Annotated in this window: 16 protein-coding genes; 2 read left to right on the top strand and 14 right to left on the bottom strand. The window is 38.7% G+C overall.

Annotation, left to right across the window (positions count from 1 at the left end; all coding sequences use genetic code 11):
- The first annotated feature begins 13 nt into the window (after positions 1–13).
- The gene (locus tag AC6CHS_RS09445) at positions 14–823 is read left to right on the top strand and encodes a carbohydrate ABC transporter permease (protein WP_238590998.1); all 810 of its coding nucleotides are present in this window, start codon (positions 14–16) and stop codon (positions 821–823) included.
- A gap of 66 nt (positions 824–889) precedes the next feature.
- Here AC6CHS_RS09445 and AC6CHS_RS09440 read toward each other — a convergent pair whose 3' ends face one another.
- The 10 genes from AC6CHS_RS09440 to AC6CHS_RS09395 form a co-directional block, all read right to left on the bottom strand.
- The gene (locus tag AC6CHS_RS09440) at positions 890–3,394 is read right to left on the bottom strand and encodes a PIG-L family deacetylase (protein WP_498235780.1); all 2,505 of its coding nucleotides are present in this window, start codon (positions 3,392–3,394) and stop codon (positions 890–892) included.
- 396 nt (positions 3,395–3,790) lie between these two features.
- On the bottom strand, positions 3,791–4,624 hold the full coding sequence (locus AC6CHS_RS09435; protein ID WP_498235779.1) for an SDR family oxidoreductase: 834 nt from the start codon (positions 4,622–4,624) through the stop codon (positions 3,791–3,793).
- A complete protein-coding gene (gene uxuA, locus AC6CHS_RS09430) occupies positions 4,608–5,699 on the bottom strand; it encodes a mannonate dehydratase (protein WP_498235778.1) in 1,092 nt (363 codons plus the stop codon). Before uxuA ends, AC6CHS_RS09435 begins: the two co-directional genes overlap by 17 nt.
- Positions 5,696–6,325: a bifunctional 2-keto-4-hydroxyglutarate aldolase/2-keto-3-deoxy-6-phosphogluconate aldolase gene (locus AC6CHS_RS09425; protein WP_498235777.1), complete on the bottom strand. Its 630-nt coding sequence runs from the start codon at positions 6,323–6,325 to the stop codon at positions 5,696–5,698. The genes uxuA and AC6CHS_RS09425 overlap by 4 nt, the downstream gene beginning before the upstream one ends.
- A gap of 15 nt (positions 6,326–6,340) precedes the next feature.
- A complete protein-coding gene (locus AC6CHS_RS09420; RefSeq protein WP_498235776.1) occupies positions 6,341–7,360 on the bottom strand; it encodes a zinc-binding alcohol dehydrogenase family protein in 1,020 nt (339 codons plus the stop codon).
- A gap of 12 nt (positions 7,361–7,372) precedes the next feature.
- Positions 7,373–8,647: a TRAP transporter large permease gene (locus AC6CHS_RS09415; RefSeq protein ID WP_498236457.1), complete on the bottom strand. Its 1,275-nt coding sequence runs from the start codon at positions 8,645–8,647 to the stop codon at positions 7,373–7,375.
- Positions 8,647–9,144, bottom strand: coding sequence for a TRAP transporter small permease (locus AC6CHS_RS09410; protein ID WP_498235775.1), 498 nt, complete (start codon positions 9,142–9,144; stop codon positions 8,647–8,649). Before AC6CHS_RS09410 ends, AC6CHS_RS09415 begins: the two co-directional genes overlap by 1 nt.
- A 129-nt stretch (positions 9,145–9,273) precedes the next feature.
- Positions 9,274–10,266 carry a TRAP transporter substrate-binding protein gene (locus AC6CHS_RS09405; RefSeq protein ID WP_498235774.1) on the bottom strand — a complete coding sequence of 331 codons (993 nt, stop codon included), beginning with the start codon at positions 10,264–10,266 and terminating at the stop codon, positions 9,274–9,276.
- 19 nt (positions 10,267–10,285) lie between these two features.
- A complete protein-coding gene (gene allD, locus AC6CHS_RS09400; RefSeq protein ID WP_498235773.1) occupies positions 10,286–11,296 on the bottom strand; it encodes an ureidoglycolate dehydrogenase in 1,011 nt (336 codons plus the stop codon).
- A gap of 117 nt (positions 11,297–11,413) precedes the next feature.
- On the bottom strand, positions 11,414–12,427 hold the full coding sequence (locus AC6CHS_RS09395) for a substrate-binding domain-containing protein (protein ID WP_058949868.1): 1,014 nt from the start codon (positions 12,425–12,427) through the stop codon (positions 11,414–11,416).
- A gap of 268 nt (positions 12,428–12,695) precedes the next feature.
- Between AC6CHS_RS09395 and AC6CHS_RS09390 the strand changes: the two genes are divergently transcribed.
- A complete protein-coding gene (locus AC6CHS_RS09390; protein WP_498236456.1) occupies positions 12,696–13,658 on the top strand; it encodes a TRM11 family SAM-dependent methyltransferase in 963 nt (320 codons plus the stop codon).
- A gap of 494 nt (positions 13,659–14,152) precedes the next feature.
- On the opposite strand, the gene AC6CHS_RS09385 is transcribed toward AC6CHS_RS09390, so the two are convergent.
- The 4 genes from AC6CHS_RS09385 to AC6CHS_RS09370 form a co-directional block, all read right to left on the bottom strand.
- Entirely contained in the window at positions 14,153–14,881 is a 729-nt protein-coding gene (locus AC6CHS_RS09385; protein ID WP_498235772.1) for an SIS domain-containing protein, read from the bottom strand.
- A complete protein-coding gene (locus tag AC6CHS_RS09380) occupies positions 14,881–15,597 on the bottom strand; it encodes a KDGP aldolase (protein ID WP_498235771.1) in 717 nt (238 codons plus the stop codon). The genes AC6CHS_RS09385 and AC6CHS_RS09380 overlap by 1 nt, the downstream gene beginning before the upstream one ends.
- Positions 15,598–15,647: 50 nt before the next feature.
- Positions 15,648–16,367, bottom strand: coding sequence for a creatininase family protein (locus AC6CHS_RS09375; RefSeq protein WP_498235770.1), 720 nt, complete (start codon positions 16,365–16,367; stop codon positions 15,648–15,650).
- A 69-nt stretch (positions 16,368–16,436) separates the two neighbouring features.
- The gene (locus AC6CHS_RS09370; RefSeq protein WP_498235769.1) at positions 16,437–17,429 is read right to left on the bottom strand and encodes a phosphotriesterase family protein; all 993 of its coding nucleotides are present in this window, start codon (positions 17,427–17,429) and stop codon (positions 16,437–16,439) included.
- Between the last annotated feature and the right edge of the window lie 30 nt (positions 17,430–17,459).

Genomic DNA, 17,459 nt, shown 5'->3' with positions numbered 1-17,459 from the left:
GGAGGCGGAAAAATTGAAACCGGGGAAATTTTTACCTTACTTAATTCTGATTATAGGCGCAATAGTAATGATTTTTCCATTTATTTGGATGCTATCCACTTCCTTAAAAGCCCCAATGGACATATTTAATCTGAATATCATTCCTGATAGTCCTACCTTAGCTAATTATATTCAGATCCTAGAAGAGAGTATGTTTATCAAGTGGTTCTTAAATAGCATTATCATTGCAGTAATTACTACAATTAGCGTAATATTCTTTGATACACTTGTCGGTTACATTATAGCTAAATTTGATTTTTTTGGAAAGAAACTATTATTTATACTAATACTCAGCACCTTAATGGTTCCAGTAGAAATGCTAATTATTCCATGGTATATGATGAGCTCGGAATTAGGCTGGACAGATTCATATTGGGGCATTCTGTTTCCGGGTTTAATGACTGGATTTGGAGTATTTTTGATGAAGCAGTTTATGGAACAGATCCCTGAGGATCTATTAAATGCTGCCCGTATTGACGGCATGAATGAGTTTTCCATATTCTTTAAAATAGCTGTCCCTCAAGTTTGGCCAGCAATATCTGCGTTGGGTATATTTTCATTTCTAAGTAATTGGAACGCTTTTCTCTGGCCTTTAATTGTAACAGAGTCCTCTAGTATGCGAACATTACCAGTTGGATTGTCGTACTTTTCTTCAGGTGAAGCTGAATCACAATGGCATTTAATCATGACTGGAGCGACAATTTCCGTAATTCCTTTAATTTTAGTTTTTATCTTTTTACAGCGACACATCATTAAAGGAATTGTTCTAACTGGGATGAAATAATCAAGCGATTCCACTTAAAAAAGAGCATCTCCCCGGTATTGTTAACCTGGAAGATGCCTTTTTTCGTTACTCTGCCCCGTAGCTTATTAGGTTTGTGAATATTCGGTATGCTCCAGGTACTTGATTATCAATTTGGCGGTAAAATACTAGATTCGTATACGTATACGTGCCTTCTCCATAATCTGCTGACAATATCCCACTAGTAAAAGGGTCTTCATTTGGGTCAGCCATGCTGACAAAGGTTTCAAATCGGTCATCCCAGTTCATAGGGAAGTAAAGACCTCTTTCTTGAACCCAATTATCCCAATCGCTATTTGTTATATTGTTCGGGTAGTTGAAAAATTCATGATCTGGTTGCGTCACCGTTACATCAGCAGCCTCATCTGTAACGCGCCACTCAATAGATGGACTTCCTATTTCTAATGAATAAGGAGCCGTGTTATCAGGATCCCAGTTATCTCCTGGTTTGTGATATTGAACGACAAAATGTCCTCCATTTTCCACATATTCAAGTAACCTTTCGTTATTTTGAACAAGATCTTCTCGAGATAGGTATGCTCTAATCCCTGAAACAATCGTATCGTATTGTGACAAATCCCCTGACGTTAGATCTTCTTCCGTCAGTTTAGTCACATCAATACCAGCTTCAAACAAATAATCTGCTAATTCGTCAAAACCACTTTCAATATAGCCCACTTTAAGATTATCTGGTTTTAACAATTCAAATGCCACCGTATTTACAGTCGATGGATATTGATAATATGAGTCATTAATATGGTCATATTTTATTTCTTGAACGGTAGTGTTATATGTCTTTCCTTCTGCATTTGCAACCACATCGAAGGAATAGTCACCATCTTCTATATCCGATGGTGGGTTTATATAGAAAACAACCTCTTCTTCTTCAAACCGTTCTGTGAATGCCACTTGCTTTTCTGCAGCGTCACTTGACCATCCCTCAGGCAAGTTTAAAGAAACTTGGGCATCTTTTTCGCCATCAAAATAGTTTTTCACCTTTACAGAGATAGGAATATCTTCTTGGATATCTGCTGTATTAATTGTTAATTTATCTGGACCCGCCTGCAAACTAAGGTCTGGAAGAACAGCAACGGTATTATCCAACTCCTGTACTTTAGTGGTGGTTGTACCTTTTTCTTTAAAAGTAATTTGTGTTTGTAATATAGGTCTATCATAAGGCTGGTAATATTGTTGATCGTCAGGTACTGTCACTGTGAAAACAACTGTACCGGTTTGACCGGGATCTAAGTGTTTAAAGCTTTGACTTTTTTCAGATACCCAACTCTCTGGAGTGATTAGGGAGGTTTCGACATGTTTTAATTTTTTATTTCCTTCATTGGAAACTCTCATCGTTACTTGGGTTTCTTCACCTTGTGTTAAAACATTCGAATCAATTTCCGTGTTGATATGAAGACTGGAAGAGACAAAGCTTACTTCTTGTAATTGCTCTTTTTTGAGCTCAAGCTTGTGAATTAAATCGTTTTTTATGTTCTCATCCATATTAGTGCGTTGCGTCATTTTTAATACTTTTTCTACCTTTTTAAGTGCTTTATGGGTGTCAGGAAGTATTTCTTCTCTATTTGGATAAAGTTCTATAATCCTTTCTAGATCCTGCTGCAATTTTTCTAGGTGTTTACTTAATCCCCGGTTTGGTACTTTTTCTGCCCAGTCAGCCAAATTATATGGTATACCAGAAAAGAACTTACCTGCTTCATGATCTACTGATGATGTAATGAGCTCCAAGTGAGTTTGCCTAGGCTCAGCTGGTAAATCTCTTCCCATACCTTGACTCTTATGCATATACCTTGATTCTTCTCCAAGTTGTGGATATGTCATCCCATAAACAGGGTCATAATCACCTATTTCAATAGAGGTTGTTGCAGTTTCTTCAGAGTCGGCAGGCAAATATAATTTCTTTACTTGCCAAACGTCCAACCCCTCTTCAAGCTGTTCGGGGTAAACAGAAGGATCAGCTGCATCTTCAAATGCCTTATGAGTCAGTTCTGTGATTGCTCTATGATGACCGTGCTGACTTTCAACATCTTGAAAGGAAGGCATAACAATATCTGGTTTATAGGTACGGATTAAACGAATGAATCGTTCATATGTCAGATCTTCTCCCCACTTTTCCAATGTTTCTTCGGGCGACTTGGAAAAGCCGAAGTCATAAATCGGGTCTGAGGTGGTCTCACTCAAGTGGTATGCTTTTACTCCGGTTATTTCTGATGCTTCGATCATTTCATTTGAGCGAATAATACCTAGCCCGTTCCCTAATTCAGTTCCTATCTCATTTTGCCCTCCTTCGCCTCGGTTTGCTATCATACTAGAAGTCTGTACACCTAAACCTCGAGACAGGTAGGCAAGAAAATCACTACGTTCATCATCAGGGTGTGCCCCAGTATTCAGGAAGCTAACTGTTGTACTTAGCGGTTTAAGTGCATTCCATAAGTCAACATCGGCTTCGTCTTGATTCTCATTCGCTAGTGAACTTTGCATAGGTAATAGAGAAAGAACTAAAGCGAGCGACAAAAACACCATGAAAAGCTTTCTCATAAATGAAACCCCTTTCATTTTTTTAGTTTACAAAGTAATTATTGACTTTATTCTCCCACCCTTCACAATAATTTTGGTTAGTTAGTAAAGTTTATTTACTAAATATTCGAAAATTACTTTGTGACAGAATATTAACACTGCTTAACTAAATTAGTAAATATTAAAAAAGAACTAATTATGAGGATATTGTAGTTAGAAAGCGATGGGAATATTGGAGTGGAAGTTTGTCTCTTTCAGAAATCACAATCAAAACAAGCTGGCTCAAACTCAGTAACACACCGAGCTCAAACCAGCCATTCAACTTCAAAATAAACCTTTAAATCTATGGATCTCCTGACCTGCCCAGTCAGCGACCTTTATTATTATTTGATCCCCTATTGTTGAACCATGATCCTATTATACTCCGGAATAAGCCATAAATCCGCCGTCTACAGGAACCGTTACACCTGTTACAAAGCCAGAGTATTCAGGATCTACTAACCATAAAAGTGTACCAATTAGGTCGTTAGGATCGCCGAATTTTTCCATTGGTGTTCCGGTAATGATTTTTTCAGCTCTTGCTGTATGGTTGCCCTCTTTATCCAGTAAAAGATCTCGGTTTTGCGTAGTAAGGAAGAACCCTGGAGCTATTGCATTTACTCTTAACCCTGTGTTGGCAAAATGAACGGATAGCCACATCGTAAAGTTATTAATGGCAGCTTTTGCTGCAGAGTATGCAGGCACTTTTGTCATCGGTGCATATGCGCTCATGGAAGAGATATTAATTATGCTGGATCCTTGTTGCTCAATCAGTGCTTCCCCAAATACCTTGGCAGCTAAAAAGCTTCCTTTAAAATTACGGTCAAATACGCTAGTAAACCCTTCATCTTTTAAGTCAAAGAAAGATTTTTTTGCATCTTGGCTATGCTTCTCTTCTGAGGTAATCGCGTCCTCATGGTTGCCCCCAGCTCCGTTGATTAAGATATCAATCTTTCCGAATTTATTCAGAATTTCTTGCTTCGCCTCTAATAATGCATCCTCTTCCAATACGTTAGCACCAATTGCGATTGCTTCTCCATTGGCTTTGTTGATTTCGTCTGCTACCTTTTGGCCATTTTCTAACGTTCTGTTTAAAATGGCTACTTTAACCTTTTGTCTGCCTAATTCCTTTGCCATTGCAGAACAGAGGACACCACTTCCACCTGTAATGACTGCTACCTTACCTGCAAGATTCTCATGTACTGGAAACATAGTTGGCCTCCTCCTTCTTGACTGATTGGAATGCATCCCATAGCCCATTCAAATACATTATTCCTAATGCTCTATCATATAGCCCGTACCCTGGTCTGGAAACTTCATTCCAAATATGTCTACCATGGTCTGGCCGAATATAGCCATCATAGTTGATGTCACTTAGCTGCTTCATAATATTTTTAATATCAATATTGCCATCTGAAGATAAATGAGATGTCTCAATAAAGTTTCCATTCTCAAAAATCTTTACGTTACGGACATGTAGAAATGGCGATCTCTCTGCAACATCCTTAATAATTTCTACCGTATCATTTTCCCGATTTGCTCCTAGTGCACCTGAACAAAATGTTAGCGTGTTCGATGGTGAATCAGATAGAGAATATAAACGGTTTATATCCGCATCATTTTTCATGATTCGTGGTAGGTTAAACACAGACCATGGTGGATCATCCGGGTGAATCGCCAGTTTTACTCCATGGCTTTCCGCTACGGGTAATACTTCATCTAAAAAGTAGGCAAGATTATCCCATAGATCATCTTCTGTCACAGACTCATACTCTTCCAAAAGTTCCTCTATTTTAGCTAGCCTTTCTGGTTCCCATCCTGGCAGGGTTAAATCACTAGAATTAATAACATCATTAGCCATCGTTTGTAAGTTGATATTTTCCACAATCATTTTCTCAAAAAACAAAGCAGTTGATCCATCAGGTAATGGCTCTTTCATGTTTGTTCTAACCCAATCAAATACAGGCATGAAATTATAGCAAATAACCTTCACTCCATGCTTGGCTAAATTTTTAATTGTTTCTTTATAGTTAGCAATATAGCGATCTCTGTCTGCATTCCCTATTTTTATCGATTCGTGGATGTTCACACTTTCTACTACTTCTGCATGAAAGCCATGGGATTGAATATATTTCACTTCTTCTTCAATCGCTTCTTCCTCCCATACATCACCAGCCGGTACTTTATGGAGTGCCCACACAATTCCCTTTACTCCTGGGATTTGTCTAATATCCTCTAAAGAGACCGTATCATTGTCCCTTCCAAACCAGCGAAAGGTAATATTCATCCCGTCACCCTCCTAAGTATGTTTGTATAGTCTTGAGCTAAAGCAGTAACACCTTCTGCCCCGTTCATTCGATAAGCTTTTGTAAGATCACTGCCAATCCCGGCAGCAATAGCCCCTGCTTGTATCCAATCCTTCATATTTTCTAGATTAATTCCACCTGTTGGCATAACGTCCACCTGTGGAATAGGCCCTTTAATCGATTTAATAAAGCTTGGGTCAAACCCATTAGCAGGAAATAGTTTCACAATGGTGCAACCATATTCTAGTGCTGAAACAATTTCTTTTACCGTCATACAACCAGGCATATAAAGAACATTGTAGCGATTACACAACTTTGCTATTTCTGAATCAAAATGAGGACTTACTACGAATTGCGCTCCATGCAAAATGGCGTCACGGGCAGTTTGCACATCTAATACCGTACCAGCTCCAATAGTAGCCTCTGAAGAATGAAGCGCTTCAAAAGCTTTGCCAACAAAAGGGGTTGTGTACGTTAATTCAATGTGTGTAATGCCACCTTTTATAGCTGCTTCAGCAATAGACTGTGCTTCTTCAGCACTATTTCCCCTGATTACGGCCACTAATTTGGATGCTTGTAGTTTTGCGATCATTTCTGTCAGTGCCATGCTCATCCTCCTTGCTTAGTCAAAAGCTATGACTGCTTTTCTTACTAATTGTGGATTTTCTTCTATGAATTTGAACGCTTCTTCTACTTCGTGAAGTTGAAATTTGTGCGTAATCAAGCCATTATGCGTCAACTTTCTATCATTCATTAAATCTATTACATAAGGGAACTGGCCTGTCTGCAATCTTGAACCCACAATTGTGAGCTCTTTTTTTGTAATAGGCATTGCCGGAATAGAGGATGGCCTTGTATCAAAGCCAAGTGTTACAACATAGCCAGAAGGGGATGCAACTTCGACACTTAATTCAAATGTTTGTGGTGTACCAACTGCATCAATTACAACGTTTGCTCCTTCACCTGCCGTAATTTCCTCGATTTTTGTGGCTACACTAATTTCAATAGGGTTGATCGTATAATCTGCGCCATTCTCCTTTGCAAAATCTAATCTTTCCTGCGTGATATCCGAAATAATAACCGTAGCGCCACGTAGCTTGGCCATTTTTAACACCGTAATTCCAATTGGCCCTGCTCCTTGAATAAAAACTGTGTGGCCCTCTTGGACATTCCCTCTCCAGGTGGCCTGTGCACCAATCGTATAAGGCTCTGCCATTACGGCCTCGTCCCAATCGATTGTTGGGTCAATTTTATGAACTTGTTTCTCAGGTAGTACGGCGAATTCTCTCATACCACCGTCTTCATGCACCCCAAAGGCAGATAGCTCTTTACATACATTGGGACGTCCATTTTTACATGCGAAGCATTCACCGCAATAACGGATCGGTTCTACAACAACACGATCACCAACTGCTACAGTTGATACTTGGGAGCCTACTTCCACGATTTCTCCAGTTACTTCATGACCTACTATTCTAGGATACGTGGCCATTGGATTTGTGCCATGGTAGATATGCATGTCTGATCCGCATATCCCTACCCTTTTAATCTTTAATAGAACTTGACTTTCGTTTTCAATTTGTGGTTTATCTACATTTGTTATCTCGATTTTACGTGCTTCGGGCATTAATACTGCTTTCAAGTCAATCCACCTCTATTCAAAAAGATTTGGTAAAAATAACGTTATTTGTGGGACAAATGCGACAAGTAATAGCACGAGAAGGGCAATACCAAAGAATGGAACGAGCTCTCTTACCACTTTCCCCATGGTGACTCTACCAATTTGGGATGCAACAAAGAGACATACACCAACAGGCGGTGTCATTAAGCCAATTACTAATGTTAAAACCATCACTACACCAAATTGAATTGGGTCCATTCCAATTTGCGTTGCAACCGGTAATAATACTGGAAATAAGATTACAAGTGCTGCAATGGTTTCCATAAATGTTCCCACGAATAATAGTAGTAAGATAATCAGTAATATAACGACGACGGAGTTAGTTGAAAATCCTAAAATGGAATCTGCTATTAGTTGGGGGATTTGCTCTCTTGTCATAATCCAACCAAATAAGTTAGCAAAACCTACTAATAACATGATAGAAGCCGCGCTTACCATTGACTTTAAGATGATTACTGGTAAATCTTTCACTTTCAACTCCTTATACACTAACAATCCGACCACAACTGCATAAAGAACTGCAATAATAGATGCTTCTGTTGGTGTGAAATAACCACCTAGAATTCCATACAAAATAATGATTGTCATAAACAGGGCCCAAAAAGCTCCACTAAAACTCGTCCAAATTTCTTTTAAAGTACTTCTTTTTCCTTTTGGATAACCTCTTTTTACGGAGATCAAGTAGGTTGGGATCATCAATCCGAGGCCTAGTAACAGACCTGGTATAATACCTGCTGCAAACAAATCACCGATGGAAAGTGCTGCTAGCGTACCGACCATGATCATTGGTAGAGACGGCGGGATAATGGGACCAACAACGGATGAAGATGCTGTAACTGCCGCAGAGAATCCTGCGCCATACCCTTGTTTTTTCATAGACGGAATCATAACAGAACCAATACTTGCTGTATCAGCTAATGCCGTACCAGAAATCCCGGAAAACCCCATCGATGCCCCAACATTCGCTAGGCCAAGTCCTCCACGAATATGTCCTAATATGCTATTTGCAAAATGTATAATCCTATCCGTAATACCTCCTGCGTTCATTAAATTACCAGCAAGAATAAAGCCTGGTATACAGAGGAGTGTAAAGGAATTTAAACCACCAAACATACGTTGAGGTATAATCGTTAATGGAATATCCCCTATAACTAAATAAAGAAGAGAGGCTAACCCTAAGCTGAAGGCAACAGGGATCCCTAGGAAGATTAAGACTATAAATGATCCAAATAATAATGCTGCCATAATTATTCCTCCTCGTAACCCTGTTCAAAGTTATATTGATTCTTTAACAGGCGGATGATTTGAATGGTAGAAAAGTATGCCAAAAACACACCCAAAATGACAAACCCTGCATGTATATACGACATCGGGAAGTTCATCGTGGCAGATAATTGATTTGCACCAATTTCGGTGAATGTGAGGCCTTCCATCACTAAAACCACACTCAAAGCTAAAATAAGTAAATAGATGACAATCTCGTAATATTTACGGATTTTTAGTGGTATTCTTTTTAAAATAACGTCAACGTTTATATATTCTCCTTTTAACAACCCTAGTGGAGCACCAAAGCATATTGTAAAGATGAAGAGATATCGCGTTAATTCTTCTGTCCATACTGCGTTATATGGCAAATATCTAGCCATAATTTGGACAACCACTGCACTAATAACGCCTATAAAACTAACGATTGTTAGAAATCCGAGTAATCGCTCAATAAGCTTGGTCATTTCCTCCTGCACCATCCCTTCATAAAAAAAGCCACCTCTTTTTTATATCCCTTTGTCAATAAAGCAATAAGAGCTGCCCGCCCTACCTTCTCAAGGTAAAGAAGGCCAGCCCTTCATTTTTTGATTGGGTCCGTCTATTAATGTCTACTCAACTTCTAAAATCCGATTATATAGATCTAGCTGTTCATCTGATAACGATTTTTCTACAGCTGGGATCATAACCTCTCTAAAGGCATCTTGATCAACATCAACAAATTCCATGCCATTGTCAGTTAATTCGCCTTCAATCTGTTCGATTTCTTCTTGGTAAAGCTCTTCTCCGATCTTCTGTGCCTCTTCGGCTGCCTCAAGAACTGCATCTCGTTGTTCATCATTCAACGCTTCAAGCTGCTCATTTCCTACTAATACATAAATCCATGAATGGACATGCTCCGTTCTATTTACATATTGCTGTACTTCAGAAAGTCCACCGCTTTGGATTAAATCAACAGGGTTCTCTTGACCATCAATAACCCCTTGCTGAATTCCTGTGAAAACTTCATTAAAGTCCATTACTTGAGGGTTTGCTCCTGCAGCTTCCCATGTATCTAAAAATAATGGAACGTTTGGTACACGCATACTAAAGCCACTTAAGTCAGCAGGAGATTCGATTGGTTCATTAGAAGTTAGGTTTCTCGGTGCACGTGTATGATAGTAAAGTGGAGTCAGCCCTGCTTCTTCTTTAATCTGATCTTCAATTTCCTGCCCAATCTCTCCTTCTACCACTGAAGTAACGTGATCTAAATCTCTAAAAGCATACGGTGCTGCCAATAGCGCGGCTTTTGGTGCCCAGTTTTGTAGAGTTTCCCCTGAAATAACTAAATCTGCTGTGCCCGCCTGAATGGAATTAATCGTATCTGTTTCGCCACCTAATGAATTATTCGGATAAATCTCTATTTCAATCTCACCATTGGTCTTTTCGTTTACTAGACTTGCAAATTCTTCGGCTGTTTTATGCCAAATATGGTTTTCATCAGATAAATGGCCTAATTTCCACTCGATGGTATCCCCATTTCCACCACTAGCCTCATCTGACCCACATGCTGCTAGAAACAATACAATTGCAGATAATATGATCGTTAATTTCATCTTCTTCATGATAACTCTCTCCCTTTTTTTAATTTGCTAGATACTCATAAACAGATGCAGCAATCGTAACCCCTTCTTTTCGATTCTTTTCCTCGTTAAGCTGTTCAATTTCTCCTGGGATAAGAACCTTATCAAATCCTTCTGCAGGACTTGCGTTATGCAGTTCATCAATCATTTGGTCCATATTTTCTAGAAAACTATCTTTATCCGTAAAATAGGATGGATTGATCACACAGAAATAATGCCCTAAATGTCGGTACTTATCTAAATCCCCGTACATTTTATTAACGTGTGGACCAAAAGCAGCACCCGCTAATAATCCAGAAAAGATATCAACAATTAAGGAAAGGCCATAGCCTTTAGGCCCGCCAAATGGGCTTAGTGCTTCTACTTTGGAAGGATCTGTGACCGTATTCCCCTCAGCATCAACACCCCAGCCTGCTGGGATATCTTTGCCTTCTTCTTTAAATTGTAAAATCTTCCCTAGCGCTACTGTAGAAGTTGCCATATCTAGTATGAACGGCTTTTTCTTTTTTGCTGGAACTCCATAGGCTATCGGGTTTGTACCTAAGAAAGGCTTCTTCCCACCAAATGGAACAACAATTTTATCGGTATGTGTCATCGCAATCCCAATCAACTGTTCCTCAGCTGCCCTGTTTACAAAATAGCTTAAGGCCCCACAATGGCTACTGTTCATTGCTGTAACCATTCCAACCCCATTTTCTTTTGCGGATTCAATCGCTACTTCCATTGCCTTATCTGCAATGACATGTCCAAACCCATTATCACCATCTACGATAGCAGTAACCGGCCCCGTTTTGTTGACTGAAATGTTCGGAACTTTATTCAATCCACCTTCATTTAGTCTATTAATATAGTGTTCTGTTCTTAAGACACCATGAGAACTCACACCTCTTAGATCTGCATGGATTAAGATGCTAGCTACTTTTTCTGCATGGTCATTCTCTAAGCCTGCCTGTTCCAATTTAGCTACTACCAGACGTTTAACTTCTTCTGCTTGTACTGTTACTGTGCTCATCGATGCCTCCTAATCCAGATTACGGTTATAACCTTATATTTTTGTATTTCCTTTCCAAACCTTATTCGAGCGAAAGCCTATTACTATAATTGCAATCGCTTGCAAAAACAAGTAAGTTTACCTCTTTATCTGTTCGCTTTCTATGTGTGTAATAGGTGTAAATCTTCTTAATTCATATTCTTGTTTCCGTTCTTCTTCCTGAATCTCTTTCAGTAAACAACTTGCTGCTTCAACACCTATTTCTACAGTTGGTTGTTTTATTATCGTGATAGGTGGGTTCAATAAATCCAAATAAACAGAGAAATCAATCGTGATCACATTTATATCACTCGGTATTATTAAGCGCTTACTTTTTAGGAATTTTAGTAACTCTATTAAGGAAACATCATTCACTGTAAAGAACCCTTTAGGCAAATCATTATTTCTATATAACGTTTTTAGATGCTCGGAGACTTTTTGGCTATTCCCTTCTACAATCCAATCTTCTTTGAGTTGAATACCTCTCCTGGCTAAAGCTTTCCTAAATCCTTCTAGTCGTTCTTCACGTGGTGTCATGTTTTTCTTTAGAGGCGGTAATACAATACCTGCTTCTTGTACTCCATTTTGATAAAAGGTCTCTACAGCAATTTCTGCTGCTGCATCATTATCTAACAAAAAGGTTGGATATATATTTCCATCTACCTTTCTATCTATGAAAACGACCGGGAATTGCAATTCCTTTAAATACTGATAGTAATCAAAATTGCCTGTAGTCGGAAAAATGATTAAACCATCTACTTGCTTAGCTAATAAAATATCAATGTACTTTCTTTCTTTTGCTGAATTGTCGTCTGCATTACAAACAATGAGTTGAAAATTGTTTCGCTCACATTCATCTTCTATAGCACGAATAACTTCCGTGGTGAAAGAATGTAAAATATTTGCGACGATAACACCGATCGTCCGAGTCTTCTTTTGTTTCAGACTTTTAGCGGTAAAGTTCGGCACATACTGGAGCTCTTCGATGGCATTCTTAATCCGTTCTTTTGTAGGCTCCGACATATATGTAAAACGATTATTTATATATTGTGATACCGTACTTTTAGAAATTCCTGCTAACTTTGCAACATCAGCCATCGTAGATTTTTTCATAAATGCCCCCTCCGTGCATGTGGTAAACCGGTTTAGTAAATCGGTTTAAGTAAATTATATTTGAAACCCCTTACAATTTCAACCCCTTTTATCTGAAACTTCTATTTTATTTGCTAATCAGATCGGTAACTTTCATGCATTCGCAACCGTGCGGAGCGACATCTTTACATAACCTATTACTTTTTTCGTTATAATGAGTTATATAAGATATAATAGATTGAATGGTAATGGATTGATTATTGATCGAAGAAGGGCTAATACACAAATTATGACAATACTTAACTCGCAAACATCTGAATACATATACACGTGCACACATGGTCTCGAAGAAAGATCTCTCTGTGCATTAGAGCAAAGGGCTCTCTTTGGCGAAGAAGCCGATAGCCTGATAAAAAGTACAAGAAACATCGATCCAAGCAGGAGTCCATTTATAAAGGGGAGGCTCTCGATTCTTTTCTCTGGCAAATCTGTTCAGGAAATCGCTAAACAGGTTCACCAACTCGAGCTTAGTGACCAAACCTTTAAGGTACTCTACATAAAAATAAATGACCTTACCAATGAACAGAAAATAGAATTTGCAGAACAGCGGATTATAGAAAAAGAGATTGGATGGAATATCGTCGGAAAAGCGAAGATGAAAAATCCTGATATCCTTTTCGGCATTGTACCGTTTAAAGGACAGTGGTACTTTGGGACATACCAGGAAAGCGAGTCTGTCTGGCTACGTCATATGAAGAAACCTCAAGAATACTCGACTGCCATAAGCACACGTTTAGCCAGAGCTGTTGTGAATATAGCAGTTCCAGACCCATCAGGTGTCCGGGTAATCGATCCGTGTTGCGGAATAGGTACAGTACTTGTTGAAGCACTCTCCATGGGTATTAACATCGTTGGTTCTGACCGCAACCCATTAGTAGTAAAGGGATCCAGGGAAAATATCAGTTACTTTAACTACGACGGACGAGTGGAAGTACAAGATATTGCCGAAGTAGAAGGCCATTATGATGTGGCGATCATTGATATGCCTTACAATATTGCATCCCTAGCTACACCAGAAGAGCAGTTCACTATTATCAAGCACGCTAGAAGAATAGCTGATAGAGTCGTGATTCTTACAATCGAAGATATGGATGAAGTGATTTTGAGGGCAGGTTTTACAATAGTCGATCGATGCGCTGCTCATAAGGGACTAAAGGAGCTTTTCTCACGGCAGGTAATTGTTTGTGAATAGCGGACATAGATGGTTAGGGAGATTGTTACAGCAGTGGCATGTGCTGGAATGTCTCTCATTCCTTTATTTTTGGGATGATTAAATATTCTGTTCCAGCAACGATTACGTCTTCTATTCTTATTATCGCAATCTTATCTTCCTCTTTTGAAAGTGGGATCGGGTCCAACCTGTTTTCTTATACCATAATACCAATTATGCTAGGGATCATTGGTTTTGTTGTAGCGAATCTAGTGATAAGTAGGGTAGTAAAAAGGGATTTTTAAGTCTGAGGAGGATATTAAGTGCGGTCGTAACTGATTAGAATAATATAATTATTTCTCAGTTTTCAATTTAGAGGTTTAAGTTAGCAATTTAAAGCTACCCAGGTGAGTTTTTACTTATTAAGTAGAATTAGAGCATATTCGTCATCCATCACTCTAATTCTACTTAATTACTCAATCAAACTTCTTTATGTGTTTTTTCACACATAAAATGTTGTTACTCTAATGAGTCATCTAAAGCTTTACCCGATCCTTATATTTATCGATTAATAACTGATTATGTTCATCTGCACCTTCTATGTTACCACTTAGAAAGACTGGTGGTTCAAAGTTATTGTCTGCCATTTGTTTAATAGATTCTGCAAAAATCGCATTTAATATAGTAGACCCAATTACCGTAGAGCTAGGAGAAAAGTTAACATCTACTTTGTCATGAGATAAGAGTGCATCTCCAACCGGAGCATGATTGTCAATTACTAGATCCACAGCATCGAATAAGTGCAGTTCACTAGTATGCCGCGAAGGTTGGCTAGAAGAATATGAAATTGAAGTTATACCAATAACAAATGCCCCTTTACTTTTAGCAATTTTTGCTACGTCTACTGGCACCGGATTTCTTCCTGACGTAGAGATAACGATAATGAGATCACTGTTTCGAATATCCTGAGATTCCATAAATGTTTTTGCATAGTCATTCTTTCTTTCAAAAGCAGAAGAACGAACAGCACCTTCATGAAGCATTAAAGGTTCATGTAAAATAGGGTGAATTGGAACTAAACCACCTGCACGATAATAGACTTCTTCTGTTAAAATATGTGAATGGCCGCACCCAAATAAATGGACAACCCCACCATCTTGTATGACTTCCGCAACTTTTTTTGCAGCAAGAGACATTCCTTCCAGTTCTTCTTTTTCTACAATGGCGAGTAAATCCGCAATTTTACTGAAATATTTATCAATCATTATAATCCCTCCACTTCTGCTAGAATCTCCGATACTTTGGCTGGAATTGTAGCTCCAGTCCTTTTGTCAATCGTTGATCCAAAGATATGTGGCATAAAGAAATCAATATCGATATCTTTAATTGCTGTAAAAATCGCTTTTATGTTGTTTACATCGATTCCACCTGCAGGTTCAACACCGCGAATCCCTTCTGCAGCAGCCACTCTCGTTAGATATACTAATTCTTCTAAGTGTTGCGTACCCTTAATTGGCATCATTTTTATACTCTCAATCCCATATCCTCTTGCTACTTCAATAAATTCCTCGACTTGCATTACTTGTTGTGAAACAGCTAATTTAATCTTCCCTACTTCTCCTGTTGGTTGAATAAGTGCATTGACTAATTGAGCTGGAGCACCTTTTCTATCAAGATAGCGTCTCGCATAGGATGCCGTTTCAAATGGCTGGTTGATATGGCCTGGGCTTGAGGCAACCGCTATGTCTAAGACCTTTTTCCAATTAGCAGGATTTCCACCACCACCGAGGCCGATACTCACCGTATTCGTAATAGATTTTAATTCCTCTACCTTCTTTACAGCCGCGTCGACAGTATCAAATTTATCTGATACAATGCCTGGTACTACACAACCTGATCCAGCTTCTATTATTGCCTCAGCATTCTCTCGGTCATTCGCTAAAAAATTGAATAGAAATTTATCATAAAGTTTTTCTTTCATGGCGTGTCACACCTTTACTATTTCATACTAATTCCATATGTTACCTAATATTATTTTAGGTCTTTCATGATTTTGACCATATTCTCCAAAGCTGTATTAATAATATGTTCGCCTTTTTGTTTCGTAGCTAGGCTTGCATCTCCTAATACAGCTGTTTCTGTAAAATCCTCCCAGGGTGTAGGAGTGAAATCTGCATGCTGAGGAATAGTTGGTATATCTGTAAGTGCTTTTTCCATGTTTACCAATTCAGGTGCAAGGTAAAGCATGAACGATGTTTCAATTTCACATGCGTGGAAGTAAGTATTGTGAGTTGAGCTTTTTTCTCTTACTTCTGCTGCAGCATTGTTCATACCAGGATAAAAGAAATAAAGCACCCGCATTTCTGGGCACGATTCATACAATACACGTGCCGCTTCTTTTAATGCCGTTTGATTCCCTAAATGGCCATTTACCATAACAAATGTTTTGAAGCCTTGTTTATATAGACTTTCTCCAATATCAACGAGAAAAACAATCATGGAATTGTTTTTTATATTAATACTTCCAGGAAAATTGCGTAGACTCCATACTTGTCCATAAGGTAAAGTTGGTAATACAAGAGCCTTTGTTCGTTCCGCCAATTTGTGGGATAGCCGCTCCGCAAGAAAATTATCCGTTCCGAGTGGTAAATGAGGTCCATGTGCCTCCACCGCACCAACTGGTAAGATAGCAACTTTTGATTGATTAATTTTTTCTTTTACGTCAAACGAATTTTCATATTGGAATTCCATTTTATCACCATCCAATTTATTAATAACTTTCCAAAGTTGAAATGTAAGACTGTTACAATGCCTTCCAACCTATTTTTTAAATGTGAAGCAACGTGCAGGGTTATAGATGAAAAACTTATTAATTAACTTTGCACCATCGAAGCCATTTTGATTTGCTTCATCAATGAATCGTGGAACCCATTTGCCAATAATATATTCCAAGCCTAATCCATGGTCATAATGTTTATAGTAAGACTTTCTTGCTGTGTCACCACTTACTAAAATCTGATCCTCATATCCCTTTTTAACAAGTTCTAGGATACAATGAATTCGGGTGCTTTCTGGTGCATATTTTATTTTCGAAATGCCATCAAAAGATAGTAATGCACCAGTTTGGGCTACTTTCTCATGATAATAAGAATCGGGGTTCCGATCCATATGGCCGAAACTAATATATTCTAAATTTATACCTTCACTCTTTAGTAATTCAATTTGTTCAAGCCCCATTGTTCCTGCTTCTGTATGAGAGTGCAAAGGCGCCTTTGTTTCATGGTGTGCTCTTGCTACCGCGCGTAATGTTTTTTCCTCTAATGGTGTTATCCTGTTATAGCCGGTACCAAATTTCACCTGTCCTCCACGTATAGTCGTTCCTTCAAGTCCCTCTTCCACTTCACGGATTACGAAATCAGCTAGCTCGTTAATTGATTTTGCCTCTATCCATTCAGAATACCTATCATAGTCACCTGTTAGTCTTTTAACATGTTCAGGGATTGGGGCATCCCATAGAAAACTCTTGTTAAATCCTGCAGTCCCAATAATCGTAACGCCCGTTTCTTCTGCAATCTCTTTAACTGCTTGCACGTCACGCCCATAGTCCACTGCCGTGGCATCAACAATCGCCTGTCCGCCGAGATTTTTGAAATCTTGGACGTCCAGTTTGGATTTTTCTCTATCATCTAAAAGCAGATCGCCTTTCTCTTGTTCAACCCAATATGGTGGACGACATACAATATGTTCGTGTGAATAAGTAAAACCTAATTTTGATGGCTCTATATCGCCATGAAATGTTCTAATAAAACTCATTGAAATCACCCCTGATGTAATTTATTAAAT

This window comes from Oceanobacillus sp. GQ8, assembly GCF_059758495.1.
This window is presented reverse-complemented; position numbering and strand designations above follow the sequence as displayed.